General features: G+C 63.4%; 18 protein-coding genes. 10 read left to right on the top strand and 8 right to left on the bottom strand.

From position 1 onward, the window contains the following. Positions 1-15: 15 nt before the first annotated feature. From B9N88_RS31365 to B9N88_RS31335, 7 genes are read left to right on the top strand one after another with little or no spacing between them, the layout of a single operon-like run. Complete coding sequence (locus tag B9N88_RS31365; protein ID WP_027607970.1) at positions 16-1233, top strand: type II and III secretion system protein family protein; 1218 nt, start codon at positions 16-18, stop codon at positions 1231-1233. Beyond that, positions 1230-2423, top strand: a complete 1194-nt coding sequence (locus B9N88_RS31360) for a pilus assembly protein (RefSeq protein ID WP_027607971.1) — start codon at positions 1230-1232, stop codon at positions 2421-2423. The genes B9N88_RS31365 and B9N88_RS31360 overlap by 4 nt, the downstream gene beginning before the upstream one ends. Next, positions 2420-3688: a CpaF family protein gene (locus B9N88_RS31355; protein ID WP_027607972.1), complete on the top strand. Its 1269-nt coding sequence runs from the start codon at positions 2420-2422 to the stop codon at positions 3686-3688. The genes B9N88_RS31360 and B9N88_RS31355 overlap by 4 nt, the downstream gene beginning before the upstream one ends. 10 nt (positions 3689-3698) lie before the next feature. After that, on the top strand, positions 3699-4580 hold the full coding sequence (locus tag B9N88_RS31350) for a type II secretion system F family protein (protein ID WP_027607973.1): 882 nt from the start codon (positions 3699-3701) through the stop codon (positions 4578-4580). Position 4581: 1 nt separating this feature from the next. Then, positions 4582-5469, top strand: a complete 888-nt coding sequence (locus B9N88_RS31345; RefSeq protein WP_027607974.1) for a type II secretion system F family protein — start codon at positions 4582-4584, stop codon at positions 5467-5469. Positions 5470-5480: 11 nt separating this feature from the next. Beyond that, positions 5481-6191 carry a tetratricopeptide repeat protein gene (locus B9N88_RS31340; RefSeq protein ID WP_027607975.1) on the top strand — a complete coding sequence of 237 codons (711 nt, stop codon included), beginning with the start codon at positions 5481-5483 and terminating at the stop codon, positions 6189-6191. A gap of 10 nt (positions 6192-6201) precedes the next feature. After that, complete coding sequence (locus tag B9N88_RS31335; protein ID WP_027607976.1) at positions 6202-6462, top strand: DUF3613 domain-containing protein; 261 nt, start codon at positions 6202-6204, stop codon at positions 6460-6462. 10 nt (positions 6463-6472) lie between these two features. On the opposite strand, the gene B9N88_RS31330 is transcribed toward B9N88_RS31335, so the two are convergent. After that, entirely contained in the window at positions 6473-7252 is a 780-nt protein-coding gene (locus B9N88_RS31330; protein ID WP_027607977.1) for a response regulator transcription factor, read from the bottom strand. Between the two features lie 126 nt (positions 7253-7378). Then, positions 7379-7828 (bottom strand): prepilin peptidase, encoded by a 450-nt coding sequence (locus B9N88_RS31325; protein WP_027607978.1) that lies wholly within the window; start codon positions 7826-7828, stop codon positions 7379-7381. 72 nt (positions 7829-7900) lie between these two features. Between B9N88_RS31325 and B9N88_RS31320 the strand changes: the two genes are divergently transcribed. Together B9N88_RS31320 and B9N88_RS31315 are read left to right on the top strand one after the other, a co-directional pair. Continuing rightward, positions 7901-8344: a TadE/TadG family type IV pilus assembly protein gene (locus B9N88_RS31320; protein WP_027607979.1), complete on the top strand. Its 444-nt coding sequence runs from the start codon at positions 7901-7903 to the stop codon at positions 8342-8344. Further along, a complete protein-coding gene (locus B9N88_RS31315) occupies positions 8341-11079 on the top strand; it encodes a PAS domain-containing sensor histidine kinase (protein ID WP_027607980.1) in 2739 nt (912 codons plus the stop codon). The genes B9N88_RS31320 and B9N88_RS31315 overlap by 4 nt, the downstream gene beginning before the upstream one ends. On the opposite strand, the gene B9N88_RS31310 is transcribed toward B9N88_RS31315, so the two are convergent. The 6 genes from B9N88_RS31310 to pbpC form a co-directional block, all read right to left on the bottom strand. Continuing rightward, on the bottom strand, positions 11064-13013 hold the full coding sequence (locus B9N88_RS31310; RefSeq protein WP_027607981.1) for a pilus assembly protein TadG-related protein: 1950 nt from the start codon (positions 13011-13013) through the stop codon (positions 11064-11066). The two genes, B9N88_RS31315 and B9N88_RS31310, sit on opposite strands and share 16 nt — an antisense overlap. A gap of 85 nt (positions 13014-13098) precedes the next feature. Continuing rightward, the gene (locus B9N88_RS31305) at positions 13099-13656 is read right to left on the bottom strand and encodes a DUF4136 domain-containing protein (protein ID WP_027607982.1); all 558 of its coding nucleotides are present in this window, start codon (positions 13654-13656) and stop codon (positions 13099-13101) included. Between the two features lie 44 nt (positions 13657-13700). Continuing rightward, the gene (locus B9N88_RS31300; RefSeq protein WP_027607983.1) at positions 13701-14303 is read right to left on the bottom strand and encodes a DUF4136 domain-containing protein; all 603 of its coding nucleotides are present in this window, start codon (positions 14301-14303) and stop codon (positions 13701-13703) included. 24 nt (positions 14304-14327) lie between these two features. After that, on the bottom strand, positions 14328-15077 hold the full coding sequence (locus B9N88_RS31295) for a methyltransferase (RefSeq protein WP_027607984.1): 750 nt from the start codon (positions 15075-15077) through the stop codon (positions 14328-14330). Further along, complete coding sequence (locus B9N88_RS31290; RefSeq protein WP_027607985.1) at positions 15070-15378, bottom strand: MazG-like family protein; 309 nt, start codon at positions 15376-15378, stop codon at positions 15070-15072. The genes B9N88_RS31295 and B9N88_RS31290 overlap by 8 nt, the downstream gene beginning before the upstream one ends. Before the next feature lie 95 nt (positions 15379-15473). After that, the gene (gene pbpC, locus B9N88_RS31285) at positions 15474-17804 is read right to left on the bottom strand and encodes a peptidoglycan glycosyltransferase PbpC (protein ID WP_081744491.1); all 2331 of its coding nucleotides are present in this window, start codon (positions 17802-17804) and stop codon (positions 15474-15476) included. Between the two features lie 90 nt (positions 17805-17894). Here pbpC and B9N88_RS31280 point away from each other — a divergent pair, with 90 nt between their 5' ends. Then, positions 17895-18188 (top strand): hypothetical protein, encoded by a 294-nt coding sequence (locus B9N88_RS31280; RefSeq protein ID WP_027607987.1) that lies wholly within the window; start codon positions 17895-17897, stop codon positions 18186-18188. The last annotated feature ends 38 nt before the right edge of the window (positions 18189-18226 follow it).

The following is an 18226-nucleotide window of genomic DNA, read 5'->3' as shown; positions in this document are numbered from 1 at the left end:
GCAAGGATGCCTTGAATGAGCCATCGCTACGCCCTCATGTTCACGCCAATTGCCTGGGCCTTGATGCTGACAAGCCTGCCAGCCGCCATGACCATGGCGGCACCCGGCAATTGCAGCGCCATGGGCCAGTTACCTGCAGTGGTCGAGGTAGGCGAAGGCTTACAACAGGAGCTGCAATCGCCGGTGCCAATCACCCGCCTGGCGATTGGCGACCCGAAGATCGCGGATGTGCGCGTCAATGGCGACCGTCAATTCCTGCTGACCGGCGTCGCCAGCGGCGCTACCAGCCTGATGGTGTGGACTGCCTGTACCAAGGCGCCGCGCCAGAGCATGGTGTTCGTCAGGGGCAAGGCCACGTCGGCACTGAGCAGTTTGTCGCGGCCACCCTCCGAAGACCCATTGCTGCCCAGCCAGGTGCAGACGGATATACGCTTTGTAGAAGTCAGCCGCACCAAGCTCAAGGAAGCCAGCACCCAGTTCCTGGGGCTGGGCAACAATTTTTTCCTCGGCAGCCCCAACCTTCTCTCCCCGGCAGAAGGCGTGTTCAAACTGCCGGTGAGTGCCGAGTCTTTCAATGTCGGTTTTGGCGGCGGTCGGGTCAAAGCGATGATCAACGCCCTCGAGAGCAGCGGTTTTGCCTACACCCTGGCGCGTCCCAGCCTGGTAGCGCTGAGCGGCCAGAGCGCGACCTTCCTGGCCGGCGGTGAAGTACCTATACCCGTACCCAGCGCCGGCAGTGACACCATCTCCATCGAATACAAGGAATTCGGCATTCGCCTGACCCTCACGCCGACGGTGATTGATCGCAACCGCATCACCCTCAAGGTAGCGCCGGAGGTCAGCGAGCTGGACTACAGCAACGCCGTACAGATCCAGGGCATCCAGGTGCCGGCCCTGACCGTACGCCGCACCGACACCAGCGTGTCCCTGGCCGATGGCGAAAGCTTTGTGATCAGCGGCCTGATCAGCACCAACAACCGCTCCAGCATCAGCAAGTTTCCGGGGTTGGGCGATATCCCGGTCCTGGGTGCGTTTTTCCGCGACACCAATATCCGCCGCGAAGAAAAGGAGCTGCTGATGATCGTCACGCCGCACCTGGTGCAACCGCTGGCGGCCAACGCTCAGCTGCCTTCCTTGCCCGGCGAAAAACTGCGCAACTATGACCCCAACTGGTACCGCCTGTTTTTCCTCGAAAACGGTAATTTCGACCGCCGCAGTGGACTTTCCCAATGAGCGATAGCTTGAGCCAGACGTTCCTCGCCATCACTCGCAACACCATCGACCTGGAGTGGCTGCAGGGTGCCCTGGCACCCCTTGGCCAAGTCGTGAGCGCTGGCACCGGCAGCCTGGACGAGCTGCTGGCGCTGGTCGACGTGACCTTTGCCAACCTGGTGTTCATCGGCCTGGACCGTGAAAACCTGGTGGCCCAGAGTGCGCTGATCGAAGGCGCCCTGGAGGCCAAGCCGATGCTCGCCGTGGTCGCCCTGGGCGACGGCATGGACAACCAGTTGGTACTCAACGCCATGCGGGCCGGCGCCCGGGATTTCGTCGCCTACGGCTCACGCTCCAGCGAAGTGGCCGGCCTGGTGCGCCGCTTGAGCAAGCGCCTGCCGACCGTCATCCCCAGTGCGCATTTGGGTGGCCTGACCGTTCTGTTTGGCACCCAAAGCAACGCCGACGGCGCGATGCTGGCGACCCACCTGGCCCTGGTGGTGCAAAAAAGCGGCCAGCAGACCCTGCTGCTGGATCTGGGCCTGCCACGCAGCGACAGCCTGGCGCTGCTGGGGCTGGAGAGCACCTTCAACTTCGGTGACGCGTTGCGGCATTTGCGCCGCCTCGATACCACGCTGATCAACAGCGCCTTTACCACAACCGTGGATGGCCTGCGCATCCTGGCGTATGCCACCGGCGACGAACCGCTGAAACTGACCAGCGCCGCCGAGCTGTACATGCTGCTCAGTGCATTGCGCCAGCACTTCCAGCACATCGTCGTGAACCTTACCGGGCAACCGGACAGCGACGCACTGCGCACCTTTGTCGGCCACTGCGACAAACTGCTGTGGTGCACCGACCAGAACGTACTGGACTGTCGCCGCAACCTCGCGGTGCTCAATCGCTGGCGCGACAAAGGCATGAAACTCGACCACGCCAGGCTGGTGGTCGACCGTTACATCAAGTCCTGCGTACCAGACACCGACACCCTGGAAAAAAGCTACGGCCTTGAGTGCATCGCCGTGCTGCCGCTGAGCGCCGAACTGCGCCTGAACGTAAAGAACCAGGGCCAGACCCTGTTTGCCCTGGCCCCACGTGAAGCGTTGAGCCAGGCCGTGCGCACCTTGGGCGAACGCCTGGCGAAACGCTCCGAGGGCTTGGAAAAACCATCAATGCGTTGGTTCGAACGCATCCTGGGGACAGTGCGATGAACGGCGAGAAACTCTTCGGCGGCCCGGCCCGCAGCGGCGGCAACACGGATCACGATGGCTTGAAGCTGGTGTTGCATCGCTACATCATCGACGCTATCGAGGAGTCGGGTAAGAACCTGCTTGAAGACACGCGCCAATCCCTGGCGCAATTTGTCGTCGACAAGGTGTCCGAGTACATCACGCGCATGCGCCTGGCGATCTCGCGCTATGAGATGGAACGCCTGGCCGAAGAGATCGTCGATGAACTTACCGGTTTCGGCCCGCTGGAGGTGCTGCTACGCGACCCATCGGTCACCGAAATCCTGGTCAATGGGCCGCACCGGGTGTTTATCGAACGTGAGGGCCTGCTGCATCAGAGTGACCTGCGTTTTATCGACGACCACCACGTGGAGCGCGTGATGCAACGCATCCTCGCGCCATTGGGCCGGCGCCTGGACGAGTCCTCGCCGATGGTCGATGCACGCTTGCCTGACGGTAGCCGGGTCAACGCGATCATCCCGCCGATTGCCCTGGATGGGCCATGCCTGTCAATCCGCAAGTTCCGCAAGGACATGCTCAAGAGCAGCGACCTGGTTGCCATGCAGACCATCGACCAGAGTATCTTCGAGTTTTTCCAGGAAGCCGTCGGCAGGCGCTGCAATATCCTCATCAGCGGCGGCACCGGCACCGGCAAGACCACGTTGCTCAATATCCTCAGCCAGTTGATCAATCCCCACGAGCGTCTGGTGACCATCGAAGACGTTGCCGAATTGCAACTGGGGCATCCCCATGTGGTGCGCCTGGAAACCCGCCCGCCCAATGCCGAGGGCCACGGTGAGGTCAGGTCCAGCGACCTGATTCGCAACGCCCTGCGGATGCGCCCGGACCGTATCATCCTGGGGGAAATCCGTGGCGTGGAAGTGCTCGACGTAATGACGGCCATGAACACCGGCCACGACGGTTCCATGAGCACCGTGCACGCCAACAATGCCCAGGATGCGTTGCTGCGCCTGGAAACCCTGGTGGGCCTGACCGGCCGCGTGATCGCGGAAAAAACCCTGCGCCAGATGATCTGCGCCGCGCTGGATGTGGTGATCCAGCTGACGCGCATGCCCGATGGCCGTCGTTGCGTGAGCGAGGTGGTGGAAGTGGTCGGTGTGCGCGATGACGTGTATGTCACCAATACCCTGTTCCGGCTGGACCGGCGCACCGGTGTCGGTTTCCTGCGCGAAGCCATCAACCCGGCCGGCGATAAGTTGCGCCGCGAATCGGCCTTGCCGCTATAGGGAGCGCCTGATGACCGGACCTGTATTGCTGCTGGTTTGCCTGTTGCTGATCGGTCTGTCGTTCTGGCTGTTTCAGCATGGCCTGCGCAAGGCCCGGACCATTCGCGTGCTGGAGCGCCTCGGCGATGGCCAACCCGAGGCCCAGGAGCAGCCCGGCACCTGGACCGGCCTTGAGCGCATGTTTCTGCGCGCCGGGCTGGGCAAACCCAAGGAGCGCCTCGGCCTGTGGCTGAGCGCGTGGGTGGTCGGCGCCCTGCTGGGCTACTTGGTCGCCGACTGGCTGGGCCTGGTGTTGATGGCCCTGGGCCCGCCCCTGGCATTGCGTGCGTATATCGCCTGGCGTTACCAGCAGCGGGTGCAACGCATGGTCGAGCAACTGCCGCAGCTGTTGGACCATAGCGTACGCAGCCTCAAATCCGGCCGCACCCTGGCCGACGCGGTATTGGGCGGTATCGAGAGCGTGGAAAACCCGCTCAAGCACGCCATGGGCCGCATGCAGCGCAACGTGCGCCTGGGGGTGAGCCTGCCGGATTCGGCCAGCGACTTCGCTGAATTCTACGAACAGGACGAGTTCCGCCTGTTCGCCCTTGGCCTGAAGGTCAACCACCGCTACGGCGGCAACGCCAGCGAACTGCTGGAAAACCTGATCAAGATGATCCGCGAGCGGGACCAGGGCGCCCGGCAACTCAAGGCGATGACGGGCGAGACCCGCATGACGGCCTACGTGCTGGGCGGTTTGCCGATCCTGATCGTGGGCTACTTCATCCTGGTCAACCCTGGCTACTTGATGACCATGTGGAACGACGACACGGGGCGCTCCCTGCTGTTCGGCGCACTGGCGATGGACCTGGCGGGCACCTTTGCCATGTGGCGCATGCTGAGGAGTGTGTGAGATGGCCCTGATGGTCAGCCTGTTGCTGGCGCTCGCCGCCATGGTACTGGTGGGCGGGCAATGGCTCGAACATCGCCGTCGTGATCGCCGGGTCGTTGAGCGCTTGCAAGGGCGCAGCGCCAGCGATGACAAACTTGGCACGTTCATGCGCCAACTGGGCGCAAGCACGCTGGCCCAGCGCTCAGTCAGCCTGGACAACGAGACCCAGGTCCTGCTCAACCGGGTCGGTTGGCGCAAGGCCAGCCAGCGCTCGCTGTTTGCCGCTTTCCAGATCGGCGTGCCTGTCGCGGCGATGGGCCTGACCCTGCTCGGCCAGCAACTACTTTTCCCTCACGCCAGTCCCGCCTGGATTGCCCCGGCGGTCGCCCTGGGCATCGGCTACCTGCTGCCAAAACGCGTGCTCGCCGCTGCCGCCAAATTCCGCCAGCAGCGCATCGCCAAGGAAATCTCAACCTTCATTCCGCTGCTGCGCATCCTGTTCGAGTCGGGCATGGCGATTGAACAATCCTTGCGCGTGATGGCCAACGAAGCCCAGCGCTTGCTTCCAGACCTGACCCACGAATTGCGCCTGATCCTGGCGCGAGTCGACTCCGGCCTGGAACTGAGCGAAGAACTGGGCAAGACCGCGCGCATATTGGAGGTGGATGAGTTCACCGACACCTGCATCATCCTCCAGCAATTGATCCAGCAGGGGGGTGGCGCGATGAAATCCCTGCTGACGCTCAAGCAATTGCTCGACGACCGGCGCCTGACCCGCATGCAGGAATACATCTCGAAAATGTCGGCCAAAATGTCGGTGGTGATGATGGTGTTCCTGTTTCCCGCCTTGCTGATCGTGCTCGGCGGCCCCGCCTTTATCGGCATCGCCCGCGCCTTGAGCCAATTCTGAGGACCACCTTGATGAAACCACTGATTGCCGGCCTGACCCTGCTGATGCTCGGCGGATGCGCCACCGACGGCCACACCCCATGGGCCGCTCTGACCTCGCCGGGCAGTTGCGCCAAACCCAGTGCGGAGCAGGAACTGACGCTGAACCTGTCCGATGACCTGGCCAACGAGGGCAAGCTGCACGCCAGCCTGGCCAACCTGCAGAACCTGCCCGACAGCTTGCCCCAGGTGCGCCAGCGCCAGGCCCGTAACTTTCGCTTGCTGGGCCGCAGTGAGGCCGAACCCTTGTATCGCAGCCTGCTGGGTACTTGCATGACCGCCGAAGGCGAACATGGGCTGGGGCAACTGGCAGCGGCCAAGGGCGACCACCCACAGGCGATGGCTCACCTGCAAAGGGCCGCGCGCCTGGCGCCCACCGATGAAAAAATCCGCAATGACCTGGGCGTGGTGTACCTCAACCAATTGCGCCTGGAAGACGCACGCTTTGAGTTCATGACGGCTATCGAGCTCAAACAGGGCGACACGTTGGCTGCGGTCAACCTGGTGACCTTGCTGATTTATCAGGATGACTGGGGGCAAGCGGCCAGAGTGGTCAGCCAGCTGGGTTTGAACCCCGGCCAGGTCACCGAGGCACAGGCCCGCGCGGCCCGGCTCAAGCACTCAGCGAGGACCGCGCGCAACGTCGCGACGGCCGCCGATGCCCTGCCGGTGAGTATCAAGTAAGGAGTCGATGATGAAAGCCCATTACGTTGTGTGTCTGGCGCTGCTGCCATTGAGCGCCTCGGCTATTCCACCGGGGCCTTCGTCCCCGCAGCAGGCCGAAACGGAAAACTGGATGGCGTTGCAGGTCGATGGGCGGGCAGCCTCGCCGACACCGCAGAGCACCACCCCGGCGGAAAAGGAGCAGGCCTTGCAGCGTTGGCTGGACAGTCACAAGCACCCGATTCCGGAGTTCTTTGAAACCAAGTCGGAGGCGGGCGGCAAGAGCCAATGAACCCCGTGCGTCAGTGCGCACTCATCTGCTGGCGCATCGGCGAGTGGCTTGGCGACAACGCCAGCGCCAGCTGGGTGCGGTTGTGCATATGGGTCAGGCGCAACACCTGGGACACATACAGCTTGACGGTGTTTTCGGTGATGCCCAATTCGCAGGCGATCTGGTAATTGGTCTGGCCCTTGCCTACCAGCCACGCAACCTCCATCTGACGCGGTGACAACTGGTTGAAGATGGATGGAATCTGCGCCGGCCTGGCGTCTTGCCCGCCCTCGGCGTCAGCGTCCTGCGGCGGGCCGCGCCGTACCTTGTCGAGGTCCTGGTACAAGTCATTGATGGATTCGGAAAGGTACTGCAGTTTCTGGTTCAAGTGCCCCAGTTGCAGCTCCTTTTGCCGCTCTTCCAGCGCCGCTTCCTGGCGCTGCAGGCCCTCGAGCAATTCATCGAGGTTGATCGGCTTCTGGTAGTAATCCGAGATGCCCGCGCGCAGGGCCTTGATCACGTCCTGTTTGTCGGCACGCCCGGTGAGCATGATGGCCTCGAACGCACGCTGCTTGCCGGCGATCTTCTGCATCGACTGCACCAGCTCGATTCCATCCATGTCCGGCATGTGCAGGTCACACAGCACCAGGCCGACCTCGACGTCCTCGCTGAAACGCTGCAAGGCCTGGCGGCTGGATTCGCACGGGACGCAGTGGTAGCCACTGCTTTCGAGAAATTCGCAGAGTTCCTCCACGATCAGCGGTTGGTCATCGACCACCAGCACTTTTACAGCCGATTTCAGCTTGTTCACACGCGACTCCATGCCTGGCAAGCCAAAAGACTGACCTATCCGTTTGGACGAAGAATCCTATACATCCGTTCCATAAACGTAGACCTACTTTCCGACTCTGTACATAGCAATAGAGGCATTGTGCGACTAAAGGGTCCACACCCCATACAGCACAAAACCCGCGAATAAAAACGCGGCGAAAGGCTGCTTGGCAGGCGGGCCTTGTACCCGATCAGCAGCGCGCGGACCGAGCTGTTGACGAACGACCAACCAGCCGACCAGGGTGATGGCGGCACCGATCAGCGACCACAACACATGATCCACCGTGGTGGCCAGGCCCAGCGCCGCGAGCAGCTTCACGTCGCCCGCACCGAAGCGGTCCAGCGCATAGCCCGGCAGGGTCAACAGCAGTGCCAGGGCAAACGCCAAGAGACCGGCGCTCGCTGGCGCGCCCAGCCAGGTGGCGCCTGTGCACAACAGGTATAACAGCGCCAGCAACGCCACGCCCAGGGTCAAGCCATTGGCGATCTGTCGCCGGCGAATATCCTGCACCGCACAGACTCCCAGCCAGATCACTATCACTACGCCATGAATCACGTAAAAAACGTTCCTTTTCGCTGAATGATTCTATGCTGATATCGAGTCGTAGACGTCAGGGTAGACGCAGTCATGAAAACAGGCCTGCCGGCAAAGCAAAAAGGGGCTGCGGCGATCGAATTCGCCTTGGTCTTCGGGATCTTTTTTGCGGTGTTCTATGGCTTGATCAGCTTCAGCCTGCCGCTGCTGTTGATGCAGTCGTTCAACCAGGCAGCGGCCGAGGCCGTGCGCCAGGCCATGGCGGTAGACCCGGTTGCGGCAGGATCGGCCTACCCCAACCTTGTCACCCAGCGTGCGAAAGATGCGGTAGCGGCGCAATTGAGCTGGATCCCCGCCAACTTCCAGTTCCAGCCGTCCTTCATCAGCGCCACCTACACCGGCACCACGCTGACTGTCACGATCAAATACCCCTCCTCCAACCTCTACTCCGTATTCCCGGCGCTGGTGGTGCCAGGCATTGGCACTGTGCCGAACCTGCCGACCAACCTGTCGGCCAGCTCGAGTCTTCAGTTTTGACTGCGGGGAATAATTTCTTCGAGCGCCTGCGGGGCCGTGTCGGCACCCAGGCCTTCGAGGCACCCACTGTCCCTGCAGCAGGGCTGCGCGTGTTATTGGATCATCAAGGCCATGTGGTGGACATCCGCGGCACACTGCGTTCGCAACTCGCCATGCCCGTCGGGGGTGAAGCACGGCCGCTGCTGCGGGAGTTGCTGTGCGCCAGCAGCGCCTTGAGTATCGAAGGCAGCCCTGCCGACTGGCAACGCCATACCCTGGACCTGGACTTCAAGGGCTCTGCCGGCCAGGTCCTGCCCACCCGCGGCTGGGTCGAGCCGGAGGGCGACCGCTGGGTGCTGCACCTGCTGGACATCAGCGACTTGCTCGCCGGCCGCCACCTGGCTGAACAGCGCGAGCAGAACCACCAACTCGCCTGCAGGATGAGCGAACAGTTGCGAGTGTGCAGCCTGAGTCGCCTGCCCGAGACGTTCAACGAGCAACTGCGCAGCCTGGCCCAACGCTGGCGTATCCCCTGTGTGGCCCTGGCATTGCTCGATGAAACCAACCAGGGTTGGCGGATCTACAGCCAATACACCGCTCACGACGCCCCGGGCTTGTGGCAAACCGGCCAACATCTGGGGGCCAGCCTGGACAGTGTCAACGGCAACGCGCTCCTGAGCCTGGCCCACGGGCGCATTGACAACCCCCGCCTGCAGAGCATTTTCGGCGATATCGACGGTTTTCTGGTGCCCTACCGTGACAGCCAGGGCGTGGCGGCCTGGCTGCTCTGCGGTTTCTACGGCGGCGAACCGCACACCCGCGAACGTGACTGGCTGGACCTCACCGCCGCACTCGCCGCCCCGCTGCTGAGCCGCCTGCGCGAACAACGCAGCCATCAGCAACTGGAGCGCATGGAGGCCCTGCAAGAACTGCTCGGCACCGGCTGGTGGGAACTGCTGCCCGCCACCCAGGAGATCCAGCTCGCTCCCCAGTTGTTGCATAGCCTGGGCCAGGAACACGGCGCCACGCGCCAGGCACTGGCCCTGTGGCTGGAGCTGATCCACCCCGCTGATCGCCAGGAACTGCTCAGCCACCTGCAAGACCTGCAGGCACTGGACAAACCCCTGCTGACCAACGTGCGCCTGCCAGGCAGTGACGCGGACCACACGCCCCTCTGGTATCGCGTGCAGGGCCAGGTACTGGGCGTGGGCGACAACCGGCGCTGGGTCGGTTTCATGCTCAACATCAGCGACATCAAGAACCAGCAACTGCAAGCCGCCGCCGCCCATGCACGCCTGGATAACCTGATCGCCAGTTCACCGGCGGTGATCTACGTGCAGCGCTACGTCGGCGGCGCGCTGCACCCGGCGTTTTTCAGCGACAGCCTGTTGCCGCTGCTGGGCTGGAGCCTGGCCGATTGCAGCCACGACGGCCTGGCCTCGTTGATCCATCCCGAAGACCGTGAGTTGTACTTCCAACGCACCCGTCAATTACTACGCGAAGGGAATGTACGCAGCCGCTACCGGGTGCGCGACACCCGCGGCGACTACCATTGGCTGCTCGACGAGGCCAAGCTGCTGCGCGATGACCTGGGCCTGCCGGTGGAGGCCGTGGGGCTATGGCTCGATGTGACCGACGCGACCCTGGCCGCCGAACAGGTCAGGCAGAGCGAAGAGCGCTACCGCATCCTGGTGGAAGACTCGCCGGCAATGATCTGCCGTTATCGCCCGGACCTGACCCTGACGTTTGGCAACAAGCCGCTGGCCAACTACCTGGAGTGCTTGCCCGCGCAACTGCCGGGGCGGCAATTGGACGCGTGGTTGTCGGATGAACAGCGCCAGGCATTTATCCAACGCATCCGCCGACTGACCCCCGAGTTTCCGGTGAGCACCGCCGAAATCAACCTGCAGCTGCCCGGGCGCGAACATGCCTGGTGGGTATGGTCCGACCGTGGTGTGTTTGATGAACAAGGTCAACTGGTGGAAGTGCAGGCCGTGGGCCGCGACAACACCGAAGTGCGTCGCTCCCAGCAGCAACTGACCCAGAGCGCCAAGATGGCGACCCTCGGCGAAATGGCCACGGGCCTGGCCCATGAGATCAACCAGCCGCTGAACGTGATGCGCATGGCGATCGTCAATGTGCTCAAGCGCCTGGCCAACGGCGACGCGCAGATCGACTACCTCACCGAAAAACTCAAGCGCATCGACACCCAAGTGCAACGCGCGGCGAGGGTGGTGGACCATATGCGCGTGTTTGGCCGCCGTTCGGAAATCGAACAGCAACCGTTCGACCCAGTGCAAGCCGTGGAAGGGACCTTGTCGCTGCTGGGTGAAGGCCTGCGCGGCAAAGGCGTGGACCTGCGCATCACACCTGCGGACTTCAGGGTGCAGGTCAAAGGTCATGTCGACCAGCTTGAGCAGGTGTTGATCAACCTGATGGTCAACGCCCGCGATGCGCTATTGAGCCAGCGCGAAACAGCCGCGCAATCGCGCCCCTGGATTGCGCTGCACTGCGAGCACGACAGCCGGCATGTGCGCATCTGGGTCGAGGACAACGGGGGCGGCATCGACCCACGATTATTGGAGAGGATTTTCGAGCCGTTTTTTACCACCAAGCCGATTGGGGTGGGGACCGGCCTGGGGCTGTCGGTGAGCTACGGGATCGTGGAAAACATGGGTGGGCGCTTGAGCGTGATCAATGGCGAGGACGGCGCACGGTTTTGTGTGGAACTGCCGGTGGTTCAGATCACCAGGTAAGCGCGGCCCATCTGACACGTCAGGTTGGCGCCGACTTCGGCGTTGCCCAGGTTGATGCCCAGGGCCGAGAGCAGCGTGTTGACAATGGGGTCGAGCAGCGGTGACAGGACGTCCTGGACAAGGGTGACCACCGCGCTGGTGATGGTAGCCAGGGCCGTCGTAACCGTGCCGTTCGCCGCACCGGGTGTGCTGCCGCTGGGCGGTACGTAGGTAGCCTGCAGGCCGCTCAGGGTTGCTCCCAGGCTATTGACGATATTGGCGGTGCCGGGTGGACTTTTGTAGGTCGGCACGGCATTCATATCGGCGACCGGTAAGAACAGCAACGAGCTGGTCTGCGCCGCCACGGTAGACAACGCCTTCACATTCAAACCACCGCCTACACCCGCTGTACGCGTGCCACATATCAGCGACAGCACAATGCAGTAGCGCTGGCCAAAATCGATCAGCCTGACCGGCTGCACGGTGACTGGCGCCGATGACGAAAACGCGGTGGCAGGGTCGACATAGCCCACGCCCAGGGTGGCCATGGCGGTGGTGGCCTGCACCGTTAGCGACTTTGTGGCCGGCGTGGCACAGCTGTAGTCCGTGACTTGACTCTGCGCACTGGCCGCTTCGATGTAGATGGACAGTGATTGTGTGATATCCACGTCAGTGACGTTACACGCCACCAGGCACAACACGCCGCCCACCACTGCCGGGATATTCAGGTTCAACAGGCCACCGACCACCTTCGACACCGGTGTCGCCAACCCGGTCAGGATTGATGAAACCCCCGACACCAGCTTGATAATCGGCGCATCCACCGTAACCAATGTGCGCACTTGCGCGGTTCGGACAACAATCTGATCCGTCTGCGGGTTATTCAGAAGCCCCGCCTTGGCCTTCGCCGGATTACCGATCGCCGACAATTGCGGCGGCTCGATGACTTTGGTCTGGATCGAGACATTGCCCACCAGGGGAATATTCACCTGAGCGGCCGCACTCACCGCACCCTTGCTATTGGACAGCTGCGCCACGGCCTCCAGCAATTGAAACAACTGCACGTTGGTATTCAGCGCCGCGGCCGGTGTTCCGCTGGCAACCTTCAGCAGGTCTGCGACTTTCAGCAGCTGGGTATTGGGCGCGATGGCTTTCAATGAAATCACATCGTTGATGACCGCCGTCGCCACCGCTCCGTTTTTTTGCAGCACCTTTACCGCGGCATCGATCAGCTGGTTGGCGGATACGGCGGTGTTGAGCAGCGCATCGTAGTCACCCGCCGTCACGTTCAGCTCAATCGCCAACTGGTCCAGGTAGCCGAGCAGGTTGAGGTTCGTCGCCAGCAAGCCATTCCAGCCCGCCGCCGTCAGCGACAGGCTGCCGCCCAACAGGTTGCCAATGACCATGTTCAATAGCGGGGACTTCGCCGAATCCACCGTCGCCAGGCTGCTGCGAATCGTCAGTTGCGCCACTGGCGGCGCGTACGCGGCCACGGCGCTGGCAGCCAGGGTCATCTGGGTGGACGCCGGCGTACCGCTGAACATATTCCAGATACCCGTGGCGACGCTGGTTACTACGCTGCGCGTCGCCACTACCCGAATGGCCTCGTTTTTGCTGGCGTCGGCGCTGAATACGCGGATGTTGCCGGCATTGGTCGTCAATGTGCCGCAGGTCACGGCCAGGCCACGACTGCTGTCGCCGGCAACCACGGTGAAGCCATTGCGCGCGGCGTTCTGCACGGCATAGTCGTTGGCGCTGGTGGTCGGGCTGCACAGGCCACCACGCCCGGCGGCCTCCAGGGCGGCGGTGTCGGCAATGGACTGCAGCTTGCGCTTTTCCAGGTAGAGGCGGCCGCTGTCCACCGCCAGCAGCAGGAACACCAGCGCTAACGCCAGGGTGCCCGCTGCCATCAAGCCAATCGCACCACGCTGCCTGCAACCGAGTCGGGGAGACATCAGGCACTCCTTAGCGCTTACTCTCCGTGTTGCGGTGGAGTGTAGACAAGGCTTGGCAGGTGCGCAGGCCGGTCGCTACAAACGGTCAGTGCGGTGGGTAGCTGGAGAGGATCCGGGTCACCGTCGTGCGAATCGCGTTATTACGATCCTGGGGGTTGGGCGTGCTGCTCATCATCTGTTCATCACTGCCGCGCCACACCAGCTTGCCGTCCTTGCCGTCGAGCAGGTCGATCTGGATGGTCGCCACCTTGTAGGTGATGTTGCGTGTTTCGTTGTACATCGGCCCGCCCCAATAGCCGTTCCACGGGCCACCCCAGGCGCCGCCATAGTTGGTGGTGACTTGTTGCTGGCGGTCTTCGACGATCAGGTAGGCCTGCACGTTCAGGTCAGCCCGGGTGCCTGCGGCTGCCGGGCGCAGGCCGCGCTGGTCAAGCTGTTCACCCACGGCCTGGCGGATGCGTTGTTCGGTGAGGTCGCTCTTGATCCGCGGATCATCGGGGCGGTATTGCAGCGCCGGGTCTTTCCAGGCCCAGTTGCGGTAGGCGCCGAAGTCGCGGCTGGCATCAAAATCGTGGTTGACCTGGCTGGTCTGGCAACCGCCCAGCAGCACAACAAAAGCTAGCGTAGCGATACGACGAAACATGGTTGATCTCCAACAAGGGACCGGGCTTTAGATGAGAATAGCGGTTAACTCGGAGGATAGGCGGTCATCGCCTTTTGCACGGCCTGGCGCAACGCATCCGCGCGCTCGCTGAGGCTGCCCTGGCTGCCGGTTTCCGCGCTGGCACTCCACACCGGCTGGCCGCTGCGGGCGTCGAACAGATTAACCCGCACCACCACCACTTGAACTTCATAGGTGCGCACGATCGGCACCGAGTTGTACATGCCGTAGCCCGGGCCGTAGCGGTTATAGCCGCCGTATCCGTAGCCGTAATCGTCCTGGACCTGCTTGAGACGCTTCTCCAGGCGTACATCGGCGCTTACCAGCAGGTCCGCCGGGCGGTTGTCGTGCAAGGGCCGCAGGCCGCGCTGGTCGAGGGCACCGCTGACCGCTTCGGCGACCTGCGCCGAGTCCGCCCAGGCCGTGCCGGCCGGGAGCTGGCCGTTGCGCCAGGCCCAATTGCGGTAGGCGCCATAGTCGCGCACCGGTGCCGGGTAGGCGCTGGCGTCGAAGGTAGTGGCCGCCTGCGCGGGCGCAGGCGGCATCGGCGCAGAAGCCGCCACATAAGGGTTGGGGCTGGAGCAGGCGCCCAGCCCGAGGGATAACAGGATCAAACAGAGACGACGCATTTCGACCTCCGCAGACTGGGCCGCTTATACCGGACGGCAGATCCAGTGCAAATAACGCCCAAGTCCGGCAAAGCTTGGGTGACGACGGTGAGCGAGCTCCATCTCTACAAGGTCCTTCAAGTCGGCGCGGGCCTGGAATTCCACCGGCATATAGTCGTGGAATACCCGCACGCCACTTTGGCTTTCGACCTGCCAAAGCCCTTCGAGTTGCGCCGCCAGCTCGCGCGGGTCGAGGGGCTGTTGCGGGGTCAGGCTCTGCTTTTCGCCGGCCATGTCATTCTTGCGCATCTTGCGGAAATGGCCTTTGAGCAGGTTGCGATAAATCAGCGCATCGCGGTTGTAGAACGCCAGCGACAGCCAGCCACCGGGCAGCGTCAGCTGATGCAGCACCGGCAGGATCCCGTGGGGTTCGGCCAGCCATTCCAGCACGGCGTGGCAAAGCACCAGGTCGTAGGGCTCGGTGAGCTGGCCGAGCAAGTCTTGCCACGGCGCGTGGATAAAGGTGGCGTCCTGCCCGGCCTCGGCGAAGCGTTGGCGCGCGCCCTCGAGCATCGGCTCGGCGGGTTCGGCCAGGGTCACCTGATGGCCGCGTTCGGCCAGCCACAGCGACATATGCCCCAGGCCCGCGCCGATATCCAGCACGCGTAACGGGCGCTCCGGCAGGGCCTCAGCCAGGTCGGCCTGGAGCACTGCCAGGCGAATCGCGCCTTTTGCGCCACCGTAGATTTTCTCGGCGAAGCGCGTGGCCAACTGGTCGAAATGCCGGTCACTCATGGGCAAACCGCCGCTCGCTGTCGGCCAGTTTGGCGCGCACCACCTCGTTCATGTCCAGGCCCAGCTCGCTGCACAGCAACAGCAGGTACAGCACGATATCGCCCACTTCCTGGCCGGCGTGGGCAAGTTTGTCGGCGGGTAACTGGCGGGACTGGTCTTCGCTGAGCCACTGGAAGATTTCCACCAGTTCGGCCATTTCCACGCTGGCGGCCATGGCCAGGTTCTTCGGGCTGTGGAATGGCTTCCAGTCGTTGGTGTCGCGAATGCGGTGCAGGCGTTCGGTGAGGTGTTCGAGGTTCATGGGGGGCTCCTGAATGGGTATAGCTTCAGGGGGATGGAGAGTGAAGGCAAGTGAATAGCGGTGGTGCGACGATTCGACTTGCCCCTGATGAGGCCCTAATCCACCACGCTGAATTCGAGCCGGGCGGTCTGGCCGGCTTCGTCGAGGACGCTGAGTTGGTAGCGGCCCAGGCGCTCGAAACTGGCATTGATGCTGTCCTGGTTGGCGCTGTCGCCCAGGGGGGCGCCGTTGAGAAACCACCAGCGCCGGCCGCTGCCGCCCAGGGCGGAAAGCTTGAGGCGCAGGGTTTGCTGGCTGGCGGCGGGCAGGCGCAGTTGGTCGCCTTCGCGCACGCCGACAATCGACAGCGGCGAAGACGCCGCCAGCGCCGGTGGCGGGCAATCGGGGTCGGCGGCGGGAATCCGCGCTTCACGGCGCTCGATCCTGGGCAACCATGGCTCCAGGGGCGCGGGCCACAAGGCGATATTTTTAGACACCGCGCCAGGGCAATGGGCATCCACCCTCAAGCCCTTGGCGTTGACCCAGACGCTTTCCATCAAGCCCACGCTCAACGGCTGATCCAGCGCCTGCAAGGTCGGCGGCGTGGTGTTGTCCAGGGTCCAGGCAAAGCGTTGGCGGCGGCAATTCGGATCGCTGCGGTTCATGGGCTGGCCCAGCGGCCAACAAATCGCCGCCACGCCGACATTGGTCGGCACCGCCACCACCTGCGCGCTGATGCCGCGCTGGCTGTCGCGATTGGTCAGCACGTCATGCACCTGCAACATCAGCGGCGCCGCCGAGGCCAAACCGAACTGCCCCGGCACCGGCGTGCCGTCCGGGCGACCGATCCACACACCGATCAAATAGCGCGGCCCCACGCCAATCGCCCAGGCATCGCGAAAACCGTAGCTGGTCCCGGTTTTCCAGGCCAGGACCGGGCGCTGCACCAGCTCGGCACGCGGGTCGCGATCAGGCCGCGCCTGGCCACTGAGGATGCGCCGAACAATCCAGGCGGACCCTGGCGACAGCAAGGGCCGTTCTCTCAGCGTATCGTCCGGCTGCAATCGAAGGGTGGCGCTCCTGCCGTTGCGGGCGAAGGCGCTGTAGCCGCTGACCAGATCCTCCAGGCGGCTGCCCGCGCCGCCGAGGATCAGCGCCAGGTTGGGCTCGGCCAACGCCGGCAGGGCCAATGGCACGCCGCCGATGCGCATCTGCGCGGCAAACCGCTTGGGCCCGTACGCTTCCAGCAACTGCACCGCCGGCAGGTTCAGCGAACTGGACAGCGCCGTGCTCGCCGGCACTGCGCCGGTAAAGCCCATGGAAAAGTTGCCCGGGCGATAATCGCCATAACGCCGGGGCACATCCTGCAGCAGCGATTCGGAGTGAATCAGGCCCTCGTCCAGGGCCATGCCATACAGGAACGGCTTCAAGGTAGAGCCCGGCGAACGCAGCGCGCTGATCATGTCCACATGGCCAAAGCGCTTGGCGTCGTTGATGTCCACTGACCCCAGGTAAGCGCGCACGGCCATGTTTTCTTCTTCCACCACCAGGATCGCGGCCGAGGTGTATTCCGGCAACCGCGCACGCCAGCCCAGCAACAGGTCTTCAAGACGGCGCTGCAGGGTGGCATCCAGCGTGGTGCGAATCAGCGGCGGGCTGTCCGGACGGTTCAGGCGGCGGGCAAGCAGCGGCGCCAGGCTCGGCTCCAGGCGCGGGGCGAGCAGCAACGGCTCTTCCAGCGCTTCGTCGACAGCCGCCTGTGGCCACACCTGGAACTCGGCGAGGCGGCGCAGCACTTTGTCGCGGGCCTCCTGGGCGCGCTGCGGGTGGCGATCCGGGCGCAGGCGGCTCGGCGCCTGGGGCAATACCGCGAGCAAAGCGGCTTCGGCGTGGGTCAGTTGCGCCGGGGATTTACCCAGGTACGCCCAACTGGCGGCCGCCACGCCCTGCAACGTGCCGCCGAACGGTGCGCGGTTCAGGTACAGGTTGAGAATCTGTTCCTTGGACAGGTGCCACTCCAACTGCGCCGTGCGCCACAGTTGGCGCAACTTGCCGTGGAAGGTCCGCGAGTGAGGATCCAGCAGGCGCGCCACCTGCATCGACAACGTACTGCCACCCGACACCACCCGCGCGCCCGTCAGGTTCTGCCACGTCGCCCGCACCAGCGCCAACGGGTTAACACCGGGATGCTGATAGAACCAGCGGTCTTCGTAGGTGAGCAGTGCATCGAGGTAATACGGCGACACTTCGCTGGTTTGCACCGGATAACGCCACACGCCGTTGGCATCGGCAAACCGCCATAACGGCGTGCCATCCTCGGCCAGCACCACCCGCGCCAGGTCGTCCCTGGGCAACGGCAACGGCCAGATACGATCGGCCAGCCACAGCAGGGCAATCATCAAGACCAGGCTCGCCAGGGTCCAGCGGACAAGTAAACGCAAATTCAAGCGGGCAAACCTCTATGCTTGTAGGGAACTAGCCTGTTGCAATAACAACCAAAGGCACAGATACGCCCACCTTCTTATCAGGACACACATATGCAGGTAGAAAGCTTTTTCGAATGGTTGGGCCAGGCGCTCGGTTCCGTCATCCGCTTTATCGTCGACGGGCTCAGCGGATTGTTCGGAGCCTTGACCCACGCCGGCGGCAACTTTGTCGAAGGCCTGTCACGCACATTGGGCATGGACACCTCGATCATCAGCATCCTCACCCTGATCGTCGGCCTGCTGTTTCTGTACTCAGCCGTACGCGCCTTCATGCGCGCTTCGATTATCTTCGGGGTGATCTGGCTGATACTTGGCCTGTGGCTGCTCAGTTGGGTCGTGCACTAAACCCAAGAACACCCAGCCACTGTAGGAGCGAGCTTGCT

The sequence above is a fragment of the Pseudomonas sp. LAMO17WK12:I1 genome (genome assembly GCF_900177315.1).
GTDB classification, from domain to species: Bacteria; Pseudomonadota; Gammaproteobacteria; order Pseudomonadales; family Pseudomonadaceae; genus Aquipseudomonas; species Aquipseudomonas marginalis.
Note: the sequence above shows the minus strand (reverse complement) of the source record. Positions and strands in the feature narration are given on the sequence as shown.

Bases quoted from the DNA above. Each gene is read 5' to 3' on its own strand.
- B9N88_RS31320 (WP_027607979.1), top strand. From the start codon at position 7,901: ATGAAAACAGGCCTGCCGGCAAAGCAAAAAGGGGCTGCGGCGATCGAA.
- B9N88_RS31335 (WP_027607976.1), top strand. From the start codon at position 6,202: ATGAAAGCCCATTACGTTGTGTGTCTGGCGCTGCTGCCATTGAGCGCC.
- B9N88_RS31310 (WP_027607981.1), bottom strand. From the start codon at position 13,013: ATGTCTCCCCGACTCGGTTGCAGGCAGCGTGGTGCGATTGGCTTGATG.
- B9N88_RS31300 (WP_027607983.1), bottom strand. From the start codon at position 14,303: ATGCGTCGTCTCTGTTTGATCCTGTTATCCCTCGGGCTGGGCGCCTGC.
- B9N88_RS31345 (WP_027607974.1), top strand. From the start codon at position 4,582: ATGGCCCTGATGGTCAGCCTGTTGCTGGCGCTCGCCGCCATGGTACTG.
- B9N88_RS31305 (WP_027607982.1), bottom strand. From the start codon at position 13,656: ATGTTTCGTCGTATCGCTACGCTAGCTTTTGTTGTGCTGCTGGGCGGT.
- B9N88_RS31280 (WP_027607987.1), top strand. From the start codon at position 17,895: ATGCAGGTAGAAAGCTTTTTCGAATGGTTGGGCCAGGCGCTCGGTTCC.
- B9N88_RS31290 (WP_027607985.1), bottom strand. From the start codon at position 15,378: ATGAACCTCGAACACCTCACCGAACGCCTGCACCGCATTCGCGACACC.
- B9N88_RS31295 (WP_027607984.1), bottom strand. From the start codon at position 15,077: ATGAGTGACCGGCATTTCGACCAGTTGGCCACGCGCTTCGCCGAGAAA.
- B9N88_RS31365 (WP_027607970.1), top strand. From the start codon at position 16: ATGAGCCATCGCTACGCCCTCATGTTCACGCCAATTGCCTGGGCCTTG.
- B9N88_RS31360 (WP_027607971.1), top strand. From the start codon at position 1,230: ATGAGCGATAGCTTGAGCCAGACGTTCCTCGCCATCACTCGCAACACC.
- B9N88_RS31340 (WP_027607975.1), top strand. From the start codon at position 5,481: ATGAAACCACTGATTGCCGGCCTGACCCTGCTGATGCTCGGCGGATGC.
- B9N88_RS31350 (WP_027607973.1), top strand. From the start codon at position 3,699: ATGACCGGACCTGTATTGCTGCTGGTTTGCCTGTTGCTGATCGGTCTG.
- B9N88_RS31355 (WP_027607972.1), top strand. From the start codon at position 2,420: ATGAACGGCGAGAAACTCTTCGGCGGCCCGGCCCGCAGCGGCGGCAAC.